This is a genomic window from Paraburkholderia sp. RCC_158 (genome assembly GCF_041355255.1).
Lineage (GTDB): Bacteria > Pseudomonadota > Gammaproteobacteria > Burkholderiales > Burkholderiaceae > Paraburkholderia > Paraburkholderia graminis.
The window spans coordinates 245,283-266,830 of the sequence record NZ_JBFUPM010000001.1 but is presented as its reverse complement, the minus strand read 5'-3'; the positions used below and the strand labels follow the sequence as shown (position 1 = coordinate 266,830).

20 protein-coding genes are annotated in these 21,548 nt (G+C 64.1%); 14 read left to right on the top strand and 6 right to left on the bottom strand.

The window, feature by feature from the left end; all coding sequences use genetic code 11:
- Nucleotides 1-12 precede the first annotated feature (12 nt).
- The 7 genes from AB6809_RS01155 (at nucleotide 13) to AB6809_RS01125 (ending at nucleotide 8,747) form a co-directional block, all read left to right on the top strand.
- Complete coding sequence (locus tag AB6809_RS01155; protein WP_029970117.1) at nucleotides 13-1,611, top strand: efflux transporter outer membrane subunit; 1,599 nt, start codon at nucleotides 13-15, stop codon at nucleotides 1,609-1,611.
- Between the two features lie 211 nt (nucleotides 1,612-1,822).
- Nucleotides 1,823-2,662: a MetQ/NlpA family ABC transporter substrate-binding protein gene (locus AB6809_RS01150; RefSeq protein ID WP_006052749.1), complete on the top strand. Its 840-nt coding sequence runs from the start codon at nucleotides 1,823-1,825 to the stop codon at nucleotides 2,660-2,662.
- A 43-nt stretch (nucleotides 2,663-2,705) separates the two neighbouring features.
- The gene (locus tag AB6809_RS01145) at nucleotides 2,706-4,103 is read left to right on the top strand and encodes an LLM class flavin-dependent oxidoreductase (RefSeq protein WP_029970119.1); all 1,398 of its coding nucleotides are present in this window, start codon (nucleotides 2,706-2,708) and stop codon (nucleotides 4,101-4,103) included.
- An 18-nt stretch (nucleotides 4,104-4,121) separates the two neighbouring features.
- Nucleotides 4,122-5,282 (top strand): ATP-binding cassette domain-containing protein, encoded by a 1,161-nt coding sequence (locus AB6809_RS01140; protein ID WP_310401343.1) that lies wholly within the window; start codon nucleotides 4,122-4,124, stop codon nucleotides 5,280-5,282.
- Nucleotides 5,275-5,931 carry a methionine ABC transporter permease gene (locus AB6809_RS01135; protein WP_029970121.1) on the top strand — a complete coding sequence of 219 codons (657 nt, stop codon included), beginning with the start codon at nucleotides 5,275-5,277 and terminating at the stop codon, nucleotides 5,929-5,931. Before AB6809_RS01140 ends, AB6809_RS01135 begins: the two co-directional genes overlap by 8 nt.
- A gap of 223 nt (nucleotides 5,932-6,154) precedes the next feature.
- Nucleotides 6,155-7,357 (top strand): acyl-CoA dehydrogenase family protein, encoded by a 1,203-nt coding sequence (locus AB6809_RS01130; RefSeq protein WP_035570300.1) that lies wholly within the window; start codon nucleotides 6,155-6,157, stop codon nucleotides 7,355-7,357.
- Between the two features lie 61 nt (nucleotides 7,358-7,418).
- Entirely contained in the window at nucleotides 7,419-8,747 is a 1,329-nt protein-coding gene (locus tag AB6809_RS01125; protein WP_029970124.1) for an Nramp family divalent metal transporter, read from the top strand.
- A 123-nt stretch (nucleotides 8,748-8,870) separates the two neighbouring features.
- On the opposite strand, the gene flhC is transcribed toward AB6809_RS01125, so the two are convergent.
- The 4 genes from flhC to AB6809_RS01105 form a co-directional block, all read right to left on the bottom strand.
- A complete protein-coding gene (gene flhC, locus AB6809_RS01120) occupies nucleotides 8,871-9,449 on the bottom strand; it encodes a flagellar transcriptional regulator FlhC (protein ID WP_371025953.1) in 579 nt (192 codons plus the stop codon).
- A gap of 13 nt (nucleotides 9,450-9,462) precedes the next feature.
- Complete coding sequence (flhD, locus tag AB6809_RS01115; RefSeq protein WP_006052742.1) at nucleotides 9,463-9,783, bottom strand: flagellar transcriptional regulator FlhD; 321 nt, start codon at nucleotides 9,781-9,783, stop codon at nucleotides 9,463-9,465.
- Nucleotides 9,784-10,312: 529 nt separating this feature from the next.
- Nucleotides 10,313-11,536, bottom strand: coding sequence for a YeeE/YedE family protein (locus AB6809_RS01110; protein WP_114157621.1), 1,224 nt, complete (start codon nucleotides 11,534-11,536; stop codon nucleotides 10,313-10,315).
- Between the two features lie 588 nt (nucleotides 11,537-12,124).
- The gene (locus AB6809_RS01105) at nucleotides 12,125-13,045 is read right to left on the bottom strand and encodes a helix-turn-helix domain-containing protein (protein WP_035570301.1); all 921 of its coding nucleotides are present in this window, start codon (nucleotides 13,043-13,045) and stop codon (nucleotides 12,125-12,127) included.
- A 275-nt stretch (nucleotides 13,046-13,320) separates the two neighbouring features.
- On the opposite strand from AB6809_RS01105, the gene AB6809_RS01100 reads away from it, so the two are divergent.
- The 6 genes from AB6809_RS01100 (at nucleotide 13,321) to AB6809_RS01075 (ending at nucleotide 17,251) form a co-directional block, all read left to right on the top strand.
- Nucleotides 13,321-14,544, top strand: a complete 1,224-nt coding sequence (locus AB6809_RS01100; protein ID WP_310032457.1) for an IS110 family transposase — start codon at nucleotides 13,321-13,323, stop codon at nucleotides 14,542-14,544.
- Nucleotides 14,545-14,989: 445 nt separating this feature from the next.
- The gene (locus tag AB6809_RS01095) at nucleotides 14,990-15,358 is read left to right on the top strand and encodes a nuclear transport factor 2 family protein (protein ID WP_029970128.1); all 369 of its coding nucleotides are present in this window, start codon (nucleotides 14,990-14,992) and stop codon (nucleotides 15,356-15,358) included.
- A gap of 65 nt (nucleotides 15,359-15,423) precedes the next feature.
- Nucleotides 15,424-15,699 carry a hypothetical protein gene (locus AB6809_RS01090; protein WP_006052738.1) on the top strand — a complete coding sequence of 92 codons (276 nt, stop codon included), beginning with the start codon at nucleotides 15,424-15,426 and terminating at the stop codon, nucleotides 15,697-15,699.
- Nucleotides 15,700-15,808: 109 nt separating this feature from the next.
- Complete coding sequence (locus AB6809_RS01085) at nucleotides 15,809-16,270, top strand: RbsD/FucU family protein (protein WP_006052737.1); 462 nt, start codon at nucleotides 15,809-15,811, stop codon at nucleotides 16,268-16,270.
- A 209-nt stretch (nucleotides 16,271-16,479) separates the two neighbouring features.
- The gene (locus AB6809_RS01080; protein WP_006052736.1) at nucleotides 16,480-16,911 is read left to right on the top strand and encodes a DoxX family protein; all 432 of its coding nucleotides are present in this window, start codon (nucleotides 16,480-16,482) and stop codon (nucleotides 16,909-16,911) included.
- A 67-nt stretch (nucleotides 16,912-16,978) separates the two neighbouring features.
- A complete protein-coding gene (locus AB6809_RS01075) occupies nucleotides 16,979-17,251 on the top strand; it encodes a hypothetical protein (protein WP_006052735.1) in 273 nt (90 codons plus the stop codon).
- A 213-nt stretch (nucleotides 17,252-17,464) separates the two neighbouring features.
- Here AB6809_RS01075 and AB6809_RS01070 read toward each other — a convergent pair whose 3' ends face one another.
- Both AB6809_RS01070 and AB6809_RS01065 read right to left on the bottom strand, forming a co-directional pair.
- Complete coding sequence (locus AB6809_RS01070) at nucleotides 17,465-18,919, bottom strand: MFS transporter (RefSeq protein ID WP_307259942.1); 1,455 nt, start codon at nucleotides 18,917-18,919, stop codon at nucleotides 17,465-17,467.
- A 181-nt stretch (nucleotides 18,920-19,100) separates the two neighbouring features.
- Nucleotides 19,101-20,402 carry an MFS transporter gene (locus AB6809_RS01065; protein ID WP_029970130.1) on the bottom strand — a complete coding sequence of 434 codons (1,302 nt, stop codon included), beginning with the start codon at nucleotides 20,400-20,402 and terminating at the stop codon, nucleotides 19,101-19,103.
- Nucleotides 20,403-20,798: 396 nt separating this feature from the next.
- On the opposite strand from AB6809_RS01065, the gene AB6809_RS01060 reads away from it, so the two are divergent.
- Nucleotides 20,799-21,521: a response regulator transcription factor gene (locus AB6809_RS01060; protein WP_307259940.1), complete on the top strand. Its 723-nt coding sequence runs from the start codon at nucleotides 20,799-20,801 to the stop codon at nucleotides 21,519-21,521.
- The last annotated feature ends 27 nt before the right edge of the window (nucleotides 21,522-21,548 follow it).

Here is a 21,548-nt window from a genome sequence, read left to right as displayed (position 1 = left end):
GAGAGAACAACAATGAAACGCTTTGAGATTTTGAGTGGATGGGGCCGTGCGGCAGCGAGCGGTTTGCTGCTCGCGCTGCTCGCCGCCTGCTCGGTTGAGCCCACGTACAAGCGTCCCGAAGTGGACACGCCGACCGCGTTCAAGGAAGCGCCGGTAGCGGCTTCGGGAACGTCGGCTGCATCGGCTGCGTCGGGTGCATCGGGTGCGTCGGGTGCGTCGGCTCAGGACACCGGTACGTGGAAAACCGCGCAACCCGCGGACGACGCGCATCGCGGCGAATGGTGGAAGATTTTCGGCGACCCGCAACTCGACGCGCTCGAAGAGCAGGCGGCTGCCGCGAATCAGGACCTGAAAGCGGCGGCGGCGCGTGTGCAGCAGGCGCGTGCGGTCACGCGTGCGGCGAAGTCGGACTGGTTTCCGAAGTTCGACGCGGGCTTCGGCCCGACGCGCGAACGCGCGTCGGCGGCCTCGCAATTCCAGCCGGATAGCGTGGGCGGCACGACCGGCACCATCTGGCGCGCGCAGGTCGGCGCGTCGTATGAGGCGGATCTGTTCGGGCGTGTCGGTTCGAACGTGAACGCCTCGCGTGCGGACGAGCAGCAAAGCGAAGCGCTGTTCCGTTCGGTGCAGTTGTCGCTGCAGGCCGACGTCGCGCAAAACTATTTCCAGTTGCGCGAGCTCGATACCGACCAGGACCTGTATCGCCGTACAGTGGCGTTGCGTGAAGATACGCTGAAGCTCGTCGAGCGCCGCTTCAAGGAAGGCGACATTAGCGAACTGGATGTGTCGCGTGCCCGCAATGAACTCGCGAGCGCACGCGCCGACGCAGTAGGCGTCGCACGTCAGCGCGCGGCGTCCGAGCATAGTCTCGCGATTCTGCTCGGCAAGCCGCCGGCAGACTTCTCGTTCGCCGAAGCGCCGCTCGTGCCGGTCGGAGTGCGCGTGCCGCCGGGGTTGCCTTCGGCGCTGCTCGAACGCAGGCCCGATGTGTCGGCGGCCGAGCGCGCGATGGCGGCGGCAAATGCGCGCGTCGGTCTGGCGAAGTCGGCGTTCTTCCCGAAGCTCGACATTACCGGCGCATTCGGCTATGAGTCGGCCACGCTCGGCGATCTCTTCATGTGGTCGAGCCGCGCGTTCATTCTCGGGCCGTTTGCCGGCACGGCATTGACGCTGCCGCTGTTCGACGGCGGCCGGCGTAAGGCGAATCTCGCGCAGGCTCGTGCGAAATACGACGAGGACGTCGCGCAGTATCGTCAGCAAGTACTGGTCGCGTTCCGCGAAGTCGAGGACAACCTGGCCGATCTGCGTCTGCTCGACGATCAGATGCGCGAGCAAAACAATGCCGTGCAGGCGTCGCAACGCGCGGCGCGTCTGTCGCGTACGCAGTACACCGAGGGCGCGGTCAGCTATCTGGACGTGATCGACGGCGAGCGGCAGGTGTTGAGCACGCAACTGCAAGCGAGCCATTTGCAGGGCACGCAAGCGGTCGCGACCGTCAACCTGATTCGCGCGCTCGGCGGCGGTTGGGGCGATGTGCCGGCGTCGGATACGGCTGTGGGCTCGGCTGCAACGCCGGCTGCACCTTCCGACCAACAGGTGGCAAAGCGCTAAACGCTTCGGTCTATTATTGACTGCTGTTGTAGAACCGGATCGCGCCGCAAGCGCGCTCCGGTTTTTTTTCGCAAATCTTTTTTCGCGCTTTCCTTTCGAAAATCCGTTCGTAGACCCGCAGGCATCGTGGCCTCTATGATGATTCGCACCTTGGCGCAGGCCGTCGATCTGACTCGCCGCGAATACATCACATCTTCATCAAGAGTCCACCATGCGCACTTTTCTTTCCAACGCACGGCGCTTTTTCCGTGCGCCGACGCTCGCGCTTCTGAGCGCATTCGGCTTTGCACTCGCTTTGCCCGCGGCGCCCGCGTTCGCGGCGGATGCGCCGACGCTGAAGATCGGCACGGCGACGAGCCCGCAAATCGAAGCACTCAAAATCGCGGTGCGCGAGGCGAAAGAGCAGGGACTCGATGTAAAGGTGATCGAATTCACCGACTGGAATACGCCGAACGCCGCGCTCGCGAACAAGGACATCGACGTCAATTACTTCCAGCACATTCCGTTTCTCGAGAATGCAAAGAAGCAGGGCGGCTATAACTTTGTCGCGATTGCGCCGGGCACGATCATGAAGATCGGTCTGTACTCGAAAAAGATTAAACGCTTCGACGAACTGAAAGACGGCGCGACCGTGGCCATCGCAAACGATCCAGTGAACGGCGGGCGCGGCCTGTTGCTGCTGCAACGCGCGGGCCTGATCAAGCTGACGCCGGGCATCGACTATCGCGCGACGACGCTCGACATTATCGACAACCCGAAGCATCTGAAGATCGTTCAGCTCGAAGCCTCGCAACTCGCCCGTTCGCTCGACGACGTCGACCTCGCGCAAGGCTACCCGAGCTTCATCAAGCTCGCGGGAACGACGGACCCGAATAGCGCGCTGCTATTCGACGGCCTCGAGAACAAGAACTACGCGATTCAATGGGTCGTGCGTCCGGAAAGCGCGAACGATCCGCGTATTCGCAAGTTCATTTCGATCTATCAGCATTCGCCGGCCGTGCGCGCCGCGCTCGATAAAGCGTTCGGCAATCTGTACGCAGTCGCGTGGTAAGGGGCGCTCGCGCGCCGGATAGAACAACAGGAGCGACTACGCGATGCCGAAGAAAAAGATCCTGCTGAACGCGTTCAATATGAATGCGGTCGGCCACATCAATCATGGCTTGTGGACGCATCCGCGGGATCGCTCTGCGCACTACACGGATCTCGACTACTGGACGAGTCTCGCGCAGACGCTCGAACGCGGCAAGTTCGACGGCATCTTTCTCGCGGATATCGTCGGCGTATACGACGTTTATCAAAACGGTCCCGATACGCCGTTGCGCGAGGCGGTGCAGATTCCGATCAACGACCCGGCGCTCATCGTGCCTGCAATGGCGCATGTGACGCGGCATATCGGCTTTGGCGTCACGTCGAATCTCACGTATGAGCCGCCGTATCTGTTCGCGCGCCGCATGTCGACGCTCGACCATCTGACCAAAGGCCGCGTGGGCTGGAATATCGTGACCGGCTATCTGGACAGCGCCGCGCGCGGCATGGGACTCGCGCAGCAGATCAGTCACGACGACCGCTATGATCGCGCCGACGATTACATGGACGTGGTCTATAAGCTCTGGGAGCAAAGCTGGGAAGACGACGCCGTGGTGCGCGACCGCACCGCACGCATTTTTTCGCAGCCGGGCAAGGTGCATCGCGTGAAGCATGACGGTCCCTACTATTCGATCGACGCGATTCATTTGAGTGAGCCTTCTCCGCAACGCACGCCGGTTTTGTATCAGGCGGGTTCTTCGAGCCGCGGCGTGGATTTCGCGGCGCGTCATGCGGAGTGCGTGTTTGTCGGCGGACAGAACAAGCAGTTGACGCGCTCCATTGTCGACGACATTCGCGCGCGAGCCGTGAGCTTTGGGCGCTCGCCCGACGACATCAAGATCTTCGCCGGAATTACGGTAGTGGTCGGCGAAACGGAGCGCGCGGCGCAGGAGAAGTTCGAAGAGTACCGGCGCTATGCAAGCGCTGAAGGCGGCATCGCGCACTTTTCCAGCTCGACAGGTATCGACTTTTCGCAATACGAGTTGGACGAGCCGATCTCGTATGTGAAGACGGAGTCGATGCAATCCGCGGTCGAAGCCATTTCCAAAAAGAGCGTGAGCGGCGTGTGGACCAAACGCAAAGTGCTCGAACAGATGACGCTCGGCGGTCGCGCGAAACCGGTGGTCGGCTCGCCGCAGCAGATTGCCGACGAACTCGTGTCGTGGATCGAAGAAGCGGGCGTGGATGGCTTTAATCTGACGCGCACGGTGATGCCGGAATCGTTCGAGGACTTCGTGGATCTCGTCGTGCCCGAACTGCAAAACCGCGGCGTCTACAAGGAAGACTACGATCCCGCGCCGACTTTGCGCGAGAAGCTGTTCGGCGGCGGCCGCGCGCGTTTGCCCGATGTGCATGCCGGCGCGCAGCATCGGCGCGCGCGTGCAAACGTCGAGCAAACCGCGTAAGTCTGACAGGAGCAAAGCATGGCTAATCTTTTCGATGTGCCGCAGTTCATTCAGGACGCGCCGTCGCGCGCAGCCGAACCTGTTTCGAACGCGGCGCCGACGCAGGCCGCTGTCGTATTCGACAACGTAGGCAAAGTGTTTGCGGGCACGCGCGGCGCGTCGACCGCGGCTCTCGCGGACGTCACGTTGAACGTTGCGCGCGGCGAAGTGTTCGGCATTATCGGGCGCAGCGGCGCGGGCAAATCGACGTTGCTGCGGCTCGTCAACGGACTCGAAAAGCCGAGCTCGGGCGCGGTGCGAGTGAATGGCGTAAGTGTCGGCGAACTCGACGAACGCGGACTCGTGACGCTGCGCCGACGCATCGGCATGGTGTTTCAGCACTTCAATCTGCTGTCCGCAAAGACGGTGCGCGAGAACATCGCGTTGCCGCTCAAAATTGCGGGCGTGCCGAAGGCGGCAATTGACGCCAAGGTCGATGCATTGCTGGAACTCGTCGGTCTGGCGGCGAAGCGCGATGCGTATCCGGCCAGTTTGTCAGGCGGGCAGAAGCAGCGCGTCGGCATTGCACGCGCGCTCGTTACGGACCCCGACATTCTTCTCTGCGACGAGGCCACGTCCGCACTCGATCCCGAAACGACGCAGGCGATTCTCGCACTGCTGCGCGACATTAATCGGCGCCTGAAGCTGACTGTTGTTCTAATCACGCACGAAATGCAGGTGATTCGTGAAGTGTGCGATACGGTTGCCGTGATCGAGCGTGGCCGTGTGGTCGAAACGGGCCCGGTGTGGCGCGTATTCGGCGAGCCGCAGCACGATGCCACGCGAGCGTTGCTGCGCACGCTGGTGCATGATTTGCCCGCCGATCTCGCGGAGCGCGTGAAGCCGCTCGCCGATATCGCGCAAGCCGACGCACGCGTTCTGCTCGACGTGCGCTTCACCGGCGATGACGCGCGCGATCCCGATCTCGCCGGCCTCGCGTCCGCGCTCAGCGTCGACGGAAGCAGCGTGAGTTTCGTGCATGGCGGCATCGACCGGATTCAGGGGCATGCGCAAGGGCGCCTGATCGTGTCGGCGCAAGTGCGCGCGAACGGACGCGCGAGTGTGCACGCGCAGATTGCCGCATTGCTCGAACGCGCGCGCGGCCACGCGAATCATGTCGAGGTGCTGGGCTATGTCTGAGCTCTGGCTTTCCGAACTCGTCGGTGCGATACGCGATACGGTGCTGATGGTCGGTATCTCCGCGTTGATCGCGGCGCTCGTCGGCATTCCGTTGGCGCTGGTGCTGGTCACGACCACGCGCGGCGGCATCTTCGAAAAGCGTGCGGTGAACAGCACGCTGGGCGCGCTCGTCAATGCGTTCCGCTCGACGCCGTTCATCATTCTGCTGGTCGCGTTGCTGCCGCTCACGCGCTTACTCATCGGCACGACGATCGGCGTGTGGGCGGCAGTCGTGCCGCTTAGCATCGCCGCGATTCCGTTCCTCGCGCGCGTGGCCGAAGTGAGTCTGCGTGAAGTGGACCGTGGACTAATCGAGGCAGCGCAGGCAATGGGCGCGCAGCGCCGGCATATCATCTGGCATGTGCTGTTGCCTGAGGCGTTGCCCGGCATTGTCGGCGGCTTCACGATCACGGTGGTGGCGATGATCGGTTCTTCCGCGATGGCGGGCGCGGTCGGCGCGGGCGGCCTTGGCGATCTGGCGATCCGTTACGGCTATCAGCGTTTCGATACCACGGTGATGGTCACGGTCATCGCGTTGCTGATTGCGATCGTGACGGCGGTGCAACTGGTGGGCGACCGCTTCGTGCGGCGGCTCGCGCAACGCGCGTGACAAGCGGCGTCGTGCGTCGAACGAACGCAGGGTACTCGCGACGCTCTTAAGGCGACCGGCTGATACAGCGCTTTCGCATGACGAATAGCGCCACTCCTATCGGTCGCGGGCATCACCACCTATCATGAAACCTGCTGGATGACGGCCGTGAGCCTCTCGTGAGCCCCAGCACGGTCCCGCCTGCACCGCAGGTCACACCGCAAACATCATCACTGGAAACAGCATGAACGATTCTGGTCACGCCGCGGCGCTGCACGCGCGCGAGGCGTCCGCCGCGCCGGCGGTGCGAGATCTCACCGGTTTGCTCGACGCATTGCATGCGAGCGCCGCGCAACGCGATCTTGCCGGCGGCCATGCCGCGCAGGAAAAACAGTGGATCGCCGACGCCGGCCTGCTCACGCTCGCCGTGCCGCGCGAATTCGGCGGCGAGGGCGCATCGTGGCCGCATATCTATCAGGTGATTCGCAAGATCGCGCAGGTCGACAGCGCGCTTGCTCATCTGCTCGGCTTCACGTTCCTGCAGGAAGTGAGCATTAATGTGTGGGGCAATGCCGAACAGCGCGCGCGCTATTTGAGCGGCACAGTCAAGGAACGCTGGTGGTGGGGCAATGCGGTGAATCCGCTCGATACGCGCCTTGTTGCAAGTGCAACGATTGACGGCGGCTATCTTCTGAACGGCCAGAAGGGCTTTTGCTCAGGCACGCGCGGCTCGCAGATGATGACGGTCTCCGCACAAGATCCGCTCACCGGCAACTCGGTATTTGCAGTGGTGCCGACCACGCGCGAGGGCATCACCGTCAATGAAGACTGGAATCCGATCGGGCAGCGGCAGACCGACAGCGGCAGCGTTTCATTCGCGCAGGTCAGGGTCGAGCCGGATGAAGTGCTGCATCGCGCGGATACGCCATACGCGAGTTTGCGCACGCTCGTCTCGCAGCAGGTGATGACCAATCTGTTCGTCGGCATTGCACAAGGCGCGCTCGACGAAGCCCGCACGTATGTCACGCAATACGGCAAACCGTGGCTGACTTCGGGCGTGGCCAAAGCGACCGACGATCCGTACCTGATCCAGCGTTTCGGCGAAATGCGCATCCAGGCGGTGAGCGCGGAGGCGTTGGCGGAGCGCGCCGCGCAGGCGCTCGACGCCGCGTGGCGCGAAGGCCCCTCGCTGTCCGCCGAAGCGCGCGCGCATGTGGCGCTCGCCACATCGGAAGCGAAAATCGTCGCGCATCGCGCGGCGCTCGACGTCAGCGAAAAACTGTTCGATGCATGCGGCGCGCGCGCCACGCACGGGCCGCTTGCACTCGACCGCTTCTGGCGCAACGCGCGCGTGCACACGCTGCACGATCCGCTCGACTATCGCGTGCGCGATGTCGGCCGTTATGCACTGAGCGGGACATTGCCGGAAGTTTCTTTGTACACTTGAGGCGGTCCGCGGCGCAGCCATTCTGCGCGGCGGTTTTATTCCTCCTCGAGAGATTCCCGGATTGCAGTTCAAACTACCGACCACGGCAACGGCGCCGTTTTGTCCATCCGAAGTGCAAGGCTCGGTCGCCGTCTCGCAAGGCGCGCCTTTCTGGAAGAAGATCCTGCAGTTCGCGGGCCCCGGCCTGCTGGTGTCGATCGGCTATATGGACCCCGGCAACTGGGCGACCGACATCGAGGCCGGCTCGCGTTACGGCTACAGTCTGCTGTTCGTCGTCATGCTCTCGAGTCTCGCGGCGATGGCGCTGCAATGCCTGAGCATGCGTCTTGGCATCGTCACCGGGCGCGATCTCGCTGAACTATCGCGAGCGCGTTATTCGCCGGCCGTCGCGCGGTTCCAATGGTTGCTCGCCGAGTTGTCGATCATCGCGTGCGATCTCGCCGAAGTGCTCGGCGGCGCGCTTGCATTCCATCTGCTCTTCAAATGCTCGCTGACCACGGGCGTGCTGCTCACGGCATTTGATACGCTGATCGTGCTCGGCCTGAAGGGCAAAAATTTCCGCGATCTCGAAGCGATCATGCTCGGCCTGATCGCGACGATCGGCGTCGGCTATATCGTCGAACTTGCGCTCGTGAAGCCGCATTGGCCGTCGGTCGCGCAAGGGCTGATTCCGTCGTGGCAGGCGCTGAGTTCGCGCGAGCCGATGTATCTCGCGATCGGCATTCTCGGCGCGACGGTCATGCCGCATAACCTGTATCTGCATTCGTCGATCGTGCAGACGCGCGCGGTCAAGCGCGATCCCGCGAGCATCGGCTCCGCAATCGGCATGTCGCGCATCGACACCATCGCGTCGCTGCTGCTCGCGTTGATGATCAACATGGCGATCCTGATTCTCGCGGCCGCTGCGTTTCATGCAACCGGCCACAATCAGGTCACCGAAATCGAAGACGCGTACAAGCTGCTCGCGCCGATTGTCGGCACCGGCTTCGCGGCGGTGTTGTTCGCGGTCACGCTGCTGGCATCGGGACAAAGCTCGACGTTCACGGGCACGGTGGCGGGACAGGTCATCATGGAAGGCTTTCTGAAGCTGAAGATTCCTTGCTGGCAGCGTCGCTTCATCACACGCGCGCTCGCGCTGATTCCCGCGCTGATCGGCGTGCAGATGATGGGCAACGGCGCGGTGGGCAAACTGCTCGTCGCAAGCCAGGTCGTGTTGAGCCTGCAATTGCCGTTCGCGCTTTATCCGCTGATCCGCATGACGGGCGACCGTTCGCTGATGGGCGAGTTCGCGAATACGCTGCTGACGAGAATCGTCGCGTGGTCGCTGTTTGCGGTGATTACTGCGGCGAATCTCTGGCTTGTCGTGCAGACGGTGGGACTGGCGGGGTAAGAGAACAGCGCAGCACCAAACAAAAAAGTCCGCGCAGAATTTATTCTGCGCGGACTTTTTCTTGAGGCTTCGGTACGAATCGGGCGGACCAGCCGTCATCGTGGGTCCAACGAGTTGCCTGGCTCAGGCGGCTTGAGCGACCTGCGCGACCTGCGCAGCTTCCATTGCTTCCTGGCGAGCCGCCGCGGCCTTCTTCGTTTTGCCGGCACGCGACGGCGGCTGGCACGCGCCGCACACCACGTTGTGCTGCAAGTCGTGCTTGTGCGCGACGAACTTGCCGGTGCAACGGCAGCACTTCGTCAGTTGCAGAATGTCGGCGTCGAAGAAACGCACCAGCGTCCACGCGCGCGTCAAGTCCAGCACCGGTTCGGTTTCGCTGTGCTTGCAGTGCTCGAGATACAGCCGATATCCCTTCGTCAGCGCGTCGAGATGCGAGCAGCGCGCTTCGTTCTTGAGGAACAGGTACGTGTTGTAGAACAGCGAAGCGTGAATGTTCGCGAGCCACGTCATGTACCAGTCCGCCGAGAACGGCAGCATGCCCTTGGGCGGCGATACGCCCTTCACCTCACGATACAGGCGGATCATGCGATCGCGCGAGAGCGTCAACTCGCTCTCGAGCACCTGCAAGCGTGCGCCCAGTTCGATCAGCGCGATGGCGCGAAACACTTCTTGTGCGTCTTCCGTCAGGCTACGCTTAAGCATCGCAGTCACCCTATTAGGCAAATTGCTCGGCGGGCTGGCCTGCAAGCAGGATGGCCGCGTGAGTCGGTGCAACTGCGGTGTGCTTCGTCGTTTGCGTCAACGCCGACAACATCGAGTGGTCGTTGAAGCGGAAGAAGCACAAAAGCTGATCGGAAGAGGCCAGCTTGACGATCTGCGCGAGCGACAGCCCGGCAAGCAGATCGGCCAGTTCCGACGACAAGCCCAGACGGAACATGCCGACGGGTTTGTCCTCACGCAACATACGTTGCGCAAGCATGATGTACGACAGGTTAATCTCGCGGATTGAGTCCAGCGTCTCGCTGCTACGGTCCATTTTCTGTGTTTCCGAAGCCCCGAATTACTAAGTCGGCTTTTTGCCGTTATCTCTTTTGTGCCTCGCCGAAAACGTTGTCCTTCGGCTACGGGTCGCTCGGTTGATACAGATGGCGACCTTTTGATACATCGCGTTACATTTCGTAACAGCTTGGGACGAATTGTATGAAGGGCAAAACAAGAAATCAATCCCTTCTCGAAAAAATATCTCAAAAAGATGCATCAAATTTCGGTAAGAATTTCACTGGCCTGTAATAGGCGATGCTACACGGCTTTTGCGGCCGTGCCGGCAATGGTCTGATCCATGAAAACCCTTGTAGGGCGGGGATGACGGCGTATCGTCCGCGCAACAGCCGATCGTTGTGCGCACAACCGGTAAATAAGTCTGAATGAAAGGGAAAGAGAAAAGCCGAAGCAAAATGTGTAATAAATACCGTCTGCTTTTCGTGCTTTGGGGACAGAATAGTTGTAACGGACTGCTGCCGCCCCGGTTACAAACCAGGGCGACTTTGTAACTTCCTCGGTGAAAATCAGCAGCCGGTGCGACGTACCCGTTCGACTTCGAGGCCGAACGCGGGCCGCAGGCGCGTGCCTAGTACGTTGCCGGCAAACGCCGCGACGAGCCACAGCCAGCCGTGCAGGCTGCCGGAGACGATGCCGCTGAAGTAGGCGCCGATGTTACAGCCGTAGGCGAGGCGCGCCCCGTAGCCGAGCAGCAGGCCGCCGACCACGGCCGCGATCAGCGAGCGCATCGGCACTTTCCAGACCGGCGCGTAACGCCCGGCCAGCGCGGCGGCGGCCATCGCGCCGAGAATGATGCCGACGTCCATGACGGTCGTGACGTCATGTGTAACAGGCGCTGCGAGCGCGCCCGCGTTCGCGCGGGTCGCCCAGTACGGCCAGCTCGCGACGTCTATCCCGAGCGCGGCGAAGAGCTTTGCGCCCCACAGCGCGAACGCCGAGGTGACGCCCCACGGGCGGCCCGACAGCGCGAGCGTCGCGAAGTTGAGCAGCACGAGGGCGAGCGCGCCGACGAACAGCGGCCACGGCCCTTGCAGCCACGGCGACGCGCGCGGCGGGCGCGCCGCCTCGTTGACGAGAGCTCCGTGCCGGCGTCGTTCGACGAGCACTGTCAGCGCGGCGATGGCCGCGAAAATCGCCAGATTGAGCGCGATGGCGCTGCCTGCGCCGAGCGTCGTCACCATCGAGAGCGGCTTGAGCGACGGGAGCGCGGTCCAGAACGGCATATGCGCGGTGGCCACGACCGAGCCGGTGACGAACGCGGCGAGCGTGACGATCATTCGCGTGCTGCCGCCGCCGACCGTGTACAGCGTGCCGGACGCGCAACCGCCGCCAAGCTGCATGCCGACGCCGAACATGAACGCGCCGACCACCACGGAGGTGCCCGCGGGCGCGACCAGACCGACAACCGGATGCCCAAACAGGCTGCCCGACGCGAGCGCCGGGAAGAACAGCACGACGCCGACGGCGAGCATCAGCATCTGCGCGCGAAGGCCGGCGCCGCGGCCATCGGCGATAAATACGCGCCACGCCGACGTAAAGCCGAATGCCGCGTGGTAGAGCGACAGGCCGAGCAGCGCGCCGACTATGTAGAGCGCGGCCTGGCGGCCGCTGACCGTCTGCGCCAGATAGACGGCGCCGAGCGCGATCAGCAGCAGCGCCGCGGCCAGCGGTTTGGGGTTGAGATCGTAGCGGCGCGGTGCGCGCGAAAGCGGAGTGGAGAGATCGGACATGATGAGTACGGTAGGCGGACTTTGGCGCGGCGGCGGCTCGCGACGTGAACGTCGTCGGGAGGCTCAGCGCGCTGGGTCGACACATGCAAAGTGGATCGAAAAAGATAGCACGTGGGGGAGATTCGCGCAGAGGGGCGGGGCGCGGGGTGTGTGTCTCGGTCGAGAGGGGCGCTAGCGTATGTGCGTTGGTTCGGCGGGGAGCTGGCGTGTGCCTGTCGGTTCGGCGTGGCGCTGGCTGCCGTCCGTTGAGCGTTACGCCGCCGTCTGCGGGCGGTTGAGCAGAGCGCTGCCACACGCGGTCCGTTGAGCGCAACGCCGCCGTCTGCGGTCGCTCAAGCGCTGTGCCGGCGTCTGCGGTCCGTTGAGCGTCGCGTCGCCGTGTGCGGTTGCTCAAGCGGAGCGCTGTCATATGCGTTCTGGTTCCGCCTGTTCGCGACCGGGAGCTGAACCCGCAGACGTCAATCAACTCCACGATCCCGACCGCAACCTCGCGGCACTGCTTCAGGCGACGCGCGAGAGGGCGTCGCCGATCTTGCGGGCAGCCCGGCGTTGCGTCGCGCGTATAAGCGACTACGCACGACCACGCGTTCACGCGCCGGCAGCCGTCTCCCTGTCCGCAGCGCCGTCCACGCGCTGCTTCTCCGCGAAATCCCGCAGTGCGGCCGCGGTTTGCGGATCCGCCGGAAAGAACGCCTCAATGGCGAGTTCAGAAAGCGTCACGTCCACTGGCGTGCCGAACACCGTCGTCGTGCTGAAGAACGACAGCACGCCGAGCGGCGTGCGCAGCCGCAGCGGCACGGCGATCTGGTTGAGCGGGCTATCGGCGGCATCGGGCGCGGCGGCGCCGGGCGGGCTCGGGTAAGCAGCCAGCTCGTCGCGCAGCGCGCTGAGGGTGTCGTCGGCGCTTACGTCGATTTGCCGTTGCAGCCGCGCGAGCACGTGCTCGCGCCACGCGTGCCAGTTGACGATCGACGAAGCAATGCCCTCCGGATGCAGGCTCAGGCGCAACGCGTTGACGGGCGGCTTCAGCAATTCGGGACTCGCGCCCGCGAGCAGCGGTGCTAGCGCATTGTTGGTGGCGACGATCGTCCAGTGACGGTCGATGGCAAGCGCCGGATACGGCTCGTGGCCCTTCAGCACCAGTTCGACGGCCTCGCGCGCGGCGCTCAGTTGCGGGTCCGACAGCGGACGCTCGCGAAACAGCGGCGCGTATCCCGCGGCGACCAGCAGCGCGTTGCGCGCGCGCAGCGGCACGTCGAGGCGCTCGGCGAGGTGCATCACCATTTCGCGGCTCGGCGTCGCGCGGCCGGACTCGACGAAGCTCAGATGCCGCGTCGAGATGTCGGCTTCGGCGGCGAGCAGCAATTGGCTCATTCGCCGACGCTGCCGCCATTCACGCAGCAGATCGCCGACGCTGCGGCTGGCCGTGGGCGGCGCCGACGCGGCGCCTTGCGCAAGAGAAAGTGTGTTCATGCCACCGATGATAGCCAAAGCGCCGCGGCAATCCATTACTTGGGAGTGATTCATCGGGTTTTGCCCGACCCCGAAGTATGAAGCGCACGACTGCTGCGGGTGGGTGCCGGAAGGAATACGATGACGGGGCAGCGGTGGTCGAGGTCGGCCCATTATCTGGTGCACTGAGCCCGTTTGAGAGTTGGACCCGCAACCCTGCGAGCACCCCGAATTGTGCCCGAGGGCGCATGTCGCCCTGCCGGAGCACGCTTACCAGAATCCGATAACGAGGGTTGTCGCCGCTGCCAATCTCTATCTTGCAGGAGGGCAGCATGCAGGTACTCTATCCGCGCTGTGCCGGGCTGGACATACATAAGGACATCATCGTCGCCTGCGTTCGTTGTGTGTCCGCGCCAGAGCACCATGAAGTGCAGAGCTTTTGCAGTACCACCAAGGGATTGCTGGCACTGTCGGACTGGTTAGCCGTCCATGGCTGTTCTCACGTGGCCATGGAAGCCACAGGCGTCTACTGGAAGCCAGTGTGGCACGTTCTCGAGGGCTCCTTCGAACTCGTGCTCGGCAACGCTGCACATATCCGGAATGTTCCCGGCCGTAAAACCGATGTGAATGACGCGACGTGGATCGCAGACCTGCTCGCACACGGGCTGATCCGCTCCAGCTTCGTCCCTCCCGCCGCGATCCAGGAGTTACGTGATCTGACACGCACACGCAAACAGCTGACGCGCGAGATCGCCCAGCATTGTTTGCGTATCCAGAAGGTGCTCGAGGATGCGAACCTCAAACTCGGCAGTGTTCTTGCTGACGTACTCGGCGGTAGCGGGCGCGCGATCCTGAAGGCCATTATCTCTGGCGAGGACGATCCGGTGCTGCTTGCGGCACTTGCGCAAGGTCACGCGCGCAGGAAGACGAGTGAACTACGCGAGGCATTGCGCGGGCGCATAACTTCCCATCATCGTGCGATGCTCGCGCTCCATTTGCAGCTCATCGACGCCCTCGAACACGCGCTGACTGATCTGGATGCCGCAGTGGGACTCGCGCTGACGCCAATCCGCCAGCACGTTCAACTGCTGAGAACCATTCCCGGCGTCGGTGACCTGACCGCCCGGGTCCTGGTCGCCGAGATTGGGGTCGACATGACACGCTTTCCCGATTCCGCTCACCTCATATCGTGGGCCGGACTGTGCCCCCGCAATGACGAGAGCGCCGGTAAGCGCCGCAGTACGCGCGTCCGCAAAAGCGGCACATGGCTCAAGACGGCACTCGTGACTGCCGCATGGGCCGCAGTACGGACGAAGAACAGCTATCTGTTCGCCCAGTTCAACCGCATCAAGGCGCGGCGCGGTTCAAAGAAAGCAATCATCGCAGTCGCTGCGTCGATGCTCACCGCAGCGTGGCACATGCTTCGCAATGGCGTGGAATATGCAGACCTCGGTGCAGACTATTTTACCCGGCACGACATGCAAAGCACCGTTAAGCGATTGCTAAAGCGCCTCACGGATCTCGGCTACCCGGTACAGCCAGCTTCTTCATCATAATGGCTTCTTACCAGGTAATGGGTGGTGCTCGCCGCGGGTCGTTTGTGGCTTGACGCTCGCCGCGTGTAGCCGCACCTCGCTGCCCCTCTCGTCGCGCATGGCTGCGCCTCGCCGCTAGCCGCCCCGTCGCTCGCGTCGACGCTCGCCGCGCGTGGCCGCGCCTCGCTTCCGCTCTCGCCGCGCAGTGCTACGCCTCGCCGCTGGCCGTCCCCGTCCCGTCGCTCCCGCTGCCGCTCGCCGCGCGTGGCCGCGCCTCGCTGCTCCTCTCGCAGCGCATGGCTCCGCCTCGCCACCCCAGCCGCCACATTGCCCCGCCCACCGCAGCACCCCGATTACCTGCCACGTAATCGACCGACGTCGCGCAAACCGCGAATCTTCACTCCGAGCCCGCCGCACGCGACCCGCGTGCCGAGCGTAGCGCTCTATCACGCCATAGGAGTGGGAGATGAACGCGCATACCAACCTGATCGACCGTTATTTCGAAGCATGGAACGAGACCGACGGCGCGCGCCGCCGCGAACTGATCGCCGCGACGTGGGCGCGCGACGCCGACTACCGCGACCCGCTGATGACCGGCGCATGCCACGACGGCATCGACGCGATGATCCAGGCCGTGCAGGAGCGCTTTGCCGGTCACACGTTTCGCCGCTCGACCGACGTCGACGGCTTCGGCAATCGCCTGCGCTTTTCGTGGGAACTCGTGACGCCCGCCGGCGATGCGATCGTCAAGGGCTCCGACTTCGGCACGGTCGACGCGCACGGGCGCCTTCAGTCCGTGACCGGCTTCCTCGGCCAGGTGCCAGCGGGCGCCTGAGCGGCCACCGCCAATCGCAATTAGCCATCGCCAATCACCACCGCCCATCTTTCATGGAGAGCATCATGCACGAGCCCGCCGGCGTCACGACTCGTTCGCCCGTCAGAACGTTCGCGCGATTCGCTGCCGCGATGGACGCGTTCTCCGGCGCGATCGCCGGCTTCGCGCTGCTCGCCGGCACGCGCGCGTTCATGTTCACCGCGTTGCTCGGCTGGCGCGAACCGGTGCTCGGCGGCGCGGGGCTGATGCTGCTCGCGATCATCGGATGGTTGCGGTGGCGTTGCCGCGGCAAGAGGCGTGGGGCGTCCGGCGCGCCCGGCGCGTCTTGCGCGGCGCACTGAATCTCTCCGAAGCGCGCGACGTTGCTTGCTACAATCGTTTGCCGTATTGCGATCAAGGCAATCGATTCAATCCATTCGAATAACCGCAAGCAACTTGCATGGAGACACAGTGCTAAAGAACCTCGATCCCCTGCTTAACGCCGACATCCTGCATGCACTACGCTCAATGGGTCACGGCGACGAACTCGTGATCTGCGACGCGAACTTTCCGGGCAACTCGGTCGCGCATTCCACGGTGCTCGGCAAGCTGCTTCATCTGGACGGCGTGAGCGCGCCGCGTGCGGTCCGCGCCGTGCTTTCCGTGCTGCCGCTCGATACCTTCATCGAGCAACCGGCGTCGCGGATGGAAGTCGTCGGCGAGCCGCATACCATTCCGGCCGTGCAGCGCGAGGCGCAGATCGAGGTCAATGCCGCCGAGGGGCGCGAGGTGCCGTTTGCATCCATCGAACGCTTCGCGTTTTACGAGCGCGCGCGCAAAGCGTATTGCGTGATCGCGACGGGTGAAGACCGTGGCTACGGCTGCTTCGTCTTCACGAAAGGCGTGCTGCTCGCGCCCGACGCGCCGCGTTGATCGTGCACGACGCCGCCGGTTCGCGGCGTCAGCGTCGGTGAAGACGTTTGAAGCCAATCGTGCCGCCGGGCATCCCCGGCGTCGCAGACTACGCATCCAACGCTTGCCCGCCTTGGAAAGCGCGGGCAATCCACTTATGCTCAGAGGCAAAGCAGGGAACTGTGGCCCTTTAACCGGGTCTGCTGCTTATTCATCTACAGGAGCACCTCATGACGCGTCCCGTCGATTCCGGCGTTATTCTCATCGCGCGTATCGCGCTTGCCGTTCTGTTCCTGTGGGGCGGCGTGATGAAACTGCTGGGCTATGCGGGCTTTGTCGGCTACCTGCATTCGAAGGGCGTGCCGTTCGTGCAGATCGCCGCGCCGATCGCCACCGCCGTGGAGGCATTGGGCGGCCTGCTGCTGATCGTCGGCTTCAAGGTGCGTCCGCTCGCGCTCATCATGGCGGTCTATACGGTGGCAACCGCGGTCCTGGGCCACGACTTCTGGAATGTGACCGACGCCGCCTTGCAGCGCGACATGGTGATTCATTTCTGGAAAAACATCGGTATCGCCGGTGGTTTTCTGCTGCTGTTCGTGACCGGCGCGGGGCGTATCAGTATCGACGGTGCGCGCGCGCCGCGCAGCGGGTTGGGCCTTTGAGCGCCCGCGTTCACGATTTAGCCGGTTCGACCGGCTGCCGTATTCGGCCGCAATCAAGGGAGCACATATGATTCAAAGTTTCGAGCAATCCATTGGGGGCAAGGTGCTGCAGTTGTGCGCGAGTCTTGGCGAAGGGCCCACGCCGCATCGCGTGATCATCAGCCTTGCCGATTCCGCGAAAACGCTCGTCGTTCTCGATGCGTCCGGATTCCTGGGCGCGATCAAGGCGGAGATCGAAGAGCCGGAAAAACTGATCGCCGATGCAATCAGCAAGGCGCAAAACGAAGGGCTGATCGAAGCCGCGATCAACACCGGCACGATTCAGGAAGCGCCGCTGTAGCTCGCCGGCGCAGTGGTGCAGGGCGCGCTCGTGGCTGAGCGCCGGATAGACGCCGGATAGACGCCGGATAGACGCCCGATAGACCGCTGACGACCCCTGTGGCCTCGAGCCGCCGGGGTCGTTTTTTATTGCGCGTGCGTTTAAAGGCGAGCCGAGACGAACGAACGCGAACCGAGACGCGGCGCACGAAGCCTCGACAGCCAGTCTGCAACATCAGCGCGAATTGCCCACGCGCACGGAGTCCGCGTCGCCCCGCGCCGTCGACGACGAATGCGGCTGCGGATGCACGAGGCAACTCATCACGCCGCCGAACACCAGCAGGCCGACCGAGATCGCCGTCGCCGTCTGCATGCCCGCCACGATTTGCGTCGCCGCGGAGCCGCTCGCGAGCGCGCCGAAGGCGGCCACGCCCACCGCGCCGCCCGCCTGGCGCGCCGTGTTCAATACCGCCGATGCCGTGCCCGCGCGCCGCGCTTCCACCGATGCCAGCACGGCGGTCGTCATCGCCGGCACGGCGAGCCCCATGCCGGACGGGATCAGCAGGAACGGCAGCAGCAAGCCGATGAGCGGCGTGCCGGCATCGACGAAATGCAGCAGGCCGTAGCCGAGCCCGGCGGTGATGGCGCCGGCGATCATCGGCACACGCACGCCGAAGCGTCCAACCACCCAGCCGCTTGCCACGTTCGAAATCAGGAAGCCGCCGGTCAGCGGCAAAAACGCGAGCCCGGCCTGCAACGGCGTGTAGCCGCGCGCCCGCTGCAAATACAGGCTCAGCACGAAGACCATGCCGTAATAAGTCATGTTCACGCAGATGCCGAACAGCACGGCCGCGCTGAAGCTGCGCTTGCTGAAGAGCGACAGCGGCAGCATCGGCGCGCGCGCCCGCGCCTCAACGGCGACGAATGCGCCGCCCGCGAGCGCCGCGAGCACGAAGCCGCCCGCGACGAGCGGATGACTGAGCCCCAGCGGCCGCCATTCGATCACGGCGGCGACGAACGCGGTCAACGCGACGATGGCGAGCGACTGGCCGCCGAGGTCGATGCCGCGCGGGCTGGTATCCGCTTTCGCGGCGGCCTGCGGACGCGGCACCCACAGCAAGGTCGCGAGAAAGCCGGCGGCGCAAATCGGCAGATTGACGAGGAAAATGCTGCGCCAGCCGAAGGCCGCGATCAGCACTCCGCCCAACACCGGGCCTGCGGCGATCGAAATGGCTCCCGAGGCCGTCCACAGTCCGACCGCGCGGGCGCGAAGTTTCGGGTCGTGTCCATACGACTGGTTGAGCAGCGCCAACGAGTTCGGCAGCATCGCGGCGGCGCCGACGCCTTGCAGCGCGCGGGCCGCGACGAGCATCGGCGCGTCGAGCGCGAGGCCGCAGGCAAGCGACGCCAGCGCGAACAGCACGATGCCCGCCGCATACAGCCGGCGCGCGCCGAAGCGGTCGCCGAGCGCGCCGGCCGACAGCATCAGCACGGCGAAGGCGAGCGTGTACGCATCGACGACCCATTGCAGGCCCGCGACGTTCGCGTGCAGATTCGCGCCGATCTGCGGCAGCGCAATATTGACGATGGTCACGTCCAACTGCGTGACGACGAAGCCGACGCTGACGGTCGCGAGCACGCGGCCGAGGGCGGGCGAAACGGGTGTTTTTTGGGAGTTCATGCGACACATCGTAGGCCGATGGCGCGCCCGATGTTTCGGGCCGGCGTGAAGTGTCGATGTCGGTGGAAGACCGTGCAGGATATGCGCTCAGTCGCGTCGCCGCCTGAACGAACGCACTCGCTCGCACATGCGAAAACGGCGCGCCGTCAAAGGCGCGCCGTTCGCGTCATTCATGAGCGCACACGCCGGATCAGCGCTTGTGCGGCGCGTCCTTGATGAAGAGCGCAGTCAGCGCGCCCAGCACGCAGATCGTGCCGACGTACAACGGCGCGGCCATCGGGTTCGATTTCATCATCAGCGACACGGCGATCGGCGTCAGTCCGCCGAAGATCGCGTACGCGACGTTGTATGAAAACGAGATGCCCGAGAAGCGCACGACCGGCGGAAAGGCTTTCACCATCACGAACGGAATCGCGCCGATCACGCCGACGAGCAGACCAGTCACGCCGTACAGCGGCACGAGCGTGGACGTATCGACGGCGAGTTGCTGGAACATCGCATAGTAGGTCGCCGCCAGCGCCAGGCCGCCGATGAAAATCGTGCGCCCCGCGCCGACGCGCCCGGCGATCGAGCCCGCCATCACGCAGCCGATCGTCAGGCACAGCGTCGCCACGCAGTTCGCGAGCAGCGCGGTGGCCGGCGCGATGTGAAACTGCTTTTGCAGCAGCGTCGGCGTCATCAGAATCACGACGACGATCGCGGCCGACAGCATCCACGTAAGCAGCATCGACACGATGACCGCACGGCCGTGGTCGCGCAGCACGGCCTTGAGCGGCACTTCGGCGGCGATCGCCTTGCGTTGCTTGAGTTCGGCGAACACCGGCGTCTCGTGCAGCCAGCGGCGCAGATAAACCGAGAACATGCCGAACACGCCGCCGATCAGGAACGGAATGCGCCACGCGTAATCGGCGATTTCAGCGGGCGCAAAGTTGCGATTCACCGCCGACGCGATCAGCGAGCCGAGCAGGATGCCCGCCGTCAGCCCGGCCGTCAGCGTGCCGCACGCATAGCCGATGTGCCGCTCGGGCACGTGCTCGGAGACGAACACCCACGCGCCCGGCACCTCGCCGCCGACCGCCGCGCCCTGCATCACGCGAAACAGCAGCAGAAGAACCGGCGCCATCACGCCGATGCTCGCGTAGGTGGGCAGGAGACCCATCATCAGCGTCGGCACGGACATGAGCAGCACGCTCAGCGTGAACATGCGCTTGCGGCCGAACAGATCGCCGAAGTGCGCCATGATGATGCCGCCGAGCGGCCGCGCCAGATAACCCGCGGCGAAGATGCCGAAGGTCTGCACCTGGCGCAGCCAGTCCGGCATCGCGGCCGGAAAGAATAGCTGGCCGATTGCCGGCGCAAAAAACACGAAGATGATGAAGTCGTAGAACTCGAGTGCGCCGCCCAGGGCCGCGAGGCCGAGCGTTTTATAGTCGCTGCGCCCAAGCGGGCGTGGGGTGACAGCCTGCGCTCCACCCAGATTTGTCGCTTGCATTGCTATGTCGTTGTGTTGAATTGGAAACCACGTGTGGCGTGGAAAAACGGCGCTCGTCGGGCGAGAAGTGTGGCAACGGCTGGGTAGAGCGCGGGACACCGGCGCGCCGTCCCGGGTAGGGCGGCGCGATGACGAAGTAAGCCAACCGGCGATTTTACAGGATGAAAGCGATTCGCCTCGGGAAGTGCTTAATTAGATTGGGAAAGTTCTGCTTGAGTCCGCGTTTCGTGGCGGGCTTGGGGAAAGCCGGGCCTGGGTACAGGAAGTCGGCTGTAGTCCGTCGGCGATTCGTCGAGCGGATTCGTCTGAGCAAACGCTAAATTAGGATTGGTCCTATGGGATAGCGCGGGTGGGCCTTCGAGAATCGCGTCCACGCCATCAGTTATGAGTCATCCCATGCGCATTGCCATTCTCCAACGTGATCCCGTCATGCGTCAGTCGATTGAAAAGATTCTGACGAGCGCGGGCCATACCTGCGCGGGCTACGACGACGGTCTCACCATGTCGAAAACGCTTGCCCGATCCACCGTGGATCTGCTGGTGCTGGACTGGCACGGCACGCGCCTGTCGGGCACCGAGGTGTTGCGCACGGCGCGCGCGGTCGGCGGCGACCGGATGCCGGTGATTTTCGTGTCGCGCGACACGTCCGAGGAGAGCATGGTGCGCGCGTTCGTCAACGGCGCCGACGACTACGCGTCACTGCCGCTGCGCCCGGCCGAATTCCGCGAGCGCGTCACGGCGTTGCTGCGGCGCGCCTATCCGGAGCGCTTCGGCACCGCGAGCTTCGACGTGGGACCGTACCGCTTCGACACGCATCGCCAGGTCGTCATGCTGCGCGGCCAGCCGGTCGCCTTGTCCGGCACGCAATACCGGCTCGCTTCGCTGTTCTTCTCGAACATTGGCCGCGTGATGTCGCGCGATCACATTTTCGCGATGGTGTGGGGCCGCGAATTCCGGGAGTTCACGCGCACCATCGACAGCCACGTGTCGCGGCTGCGTCTGTTGCTCGCAATCGAGCCGCAAAACGAGTTTCGCTTGCAGCCGGTTTATAAGAGCGGCTACAGGCTGCTGCATCTGCGTCACGAGGATGCTATGCACGCGCAGCCGCAGGCGGCCTGAAGCCTTTATTCACGCTCAAACTCGCAC

Bases quoted from the DNA above. Each gene is read 5' to 3' on its own strand.
- AB6809_RS01155 (WP_029970117.1), top strand. From the start codon at position 13: ATGAAACGCTTTGAGATTTTGAGTGGATGGGGCCGTGCGGCAGCGAGC.
- AB6809_RS01150 (WP_006052749.1), top strand. From the start codon at position 1,823: ATGCGCACTTTTCTTTCCAACGCACGGCGCTTTTTCCGTGCGCCGACG.
- AB6809_RS01145 (WP_029970119.1), top strand. From the start codon at position 2,706: ATGCCGAAGAAAAAGATCCTGCTGAACGCGTTCAATATGAATGCGGTC.
- AB6809_RS01140 (WP_310401343.1), top strand. From the start codon at position 4,122: ATGGCTAATCTTTTCGATGTGCCGCAGTTCATTCAGGACGCGCCGTCG.
- AB6809_RS01135 (WP_029970121.1), top strand. From the start codon at position 5,275: ATGTCTGAGCTCTGGCTTTCCGAACTCGTCGGTGCGATACGCGATACG.
- AB6809_RS01130 (WP_035570300.1), top strand. From the start codon at position 6,155: ATGAACGATTCTGGTCACGCCGCGGCGCTGCACGCGCGCGAGGCGTCC.
- flhC (WP_371025953.1), bottom strand. From the start codon at position 9,449: ATGCTTAAGCGTAGCCTGACGGAAGACGCACAAGAAGTGTTTCGCGCC.
- flhD (WP_006052742.1), bottom strand. From the start codon at position 9,783: ATGGACCGTAGCAGCGAGACGCTGGACTCAATCCGCGAGATTAACCTG.
- AB6809_RS01110 (WP_114157621.1), bottom strand. From the start codon at position 11,536: ATGTCCGATCTCTCCACTCCGCTTTCGCGCGCACCGCGCCGCTACGAT.
- AB6809_RS01105 (WP_035570301.1), bottom strand. From the start codon at position 13,045: ATGGATTGCCGCGGCGCTTTGGCTATCATCGGTGGCATGAACACACTT.
- AB6809_RS01100 (WP_310032457.1), top strand. From the start codon at position 13,321: ATGCAGGTACTCTATCCGCGCTGTGCCGGGCTGGACATACATAAGGAC.
- AB6809_RS01095 (WP_029970128.1), top strand. From the start codon at position 14,990: ATGAACGCGCATACCAACCTGATCGACCGTTATTTCGAAGCATGGAAC.
- AB6809_RS01090 (WP_006052738.1), top strand. From the start codon at position 15,424: ATGCACGAGCCCGCCGGCGTCACGACTCGTTCGCCCGTCAGAACGTTC.
- AB6809_RS01080 (WP_006052736.1), top strand. From the start codon at position 16,480: ATGACGCGTCCCGTCGATTCCGGCGTTATTCTCATCGCGCGTATCGCG.
- AB6809_RS01075 (WP_006052735.1), top strand. From the start codon at position 16,979: ATGATTCAAAGTTTCGAGCAATCCATTGGGGGCAAGGTGCTGCAGTTG.
- AB6809_RS01070 (WP_307259942.1), bottom strand. From the start codon at position 18,919: ATGTGTCGCATGAACTCCCAAAAAACACCCGTTTCGCCCGCCCTCGGC.
- AB6809_RS01065 (WP_029970130.1), bottom strand. From the start codon at position 20,402: ATGCAAGCGACAAATCTGGGTGGAGCGCAGGCTGTCACCCCACGCCCG.
- AB6809_RS01060 (WP_307259940.1), top strand. From the start codon at position 20,799: ATGCGCATTGCCATTCTCCAACGTGATCCCGTCATGCGTCAGTCGATT.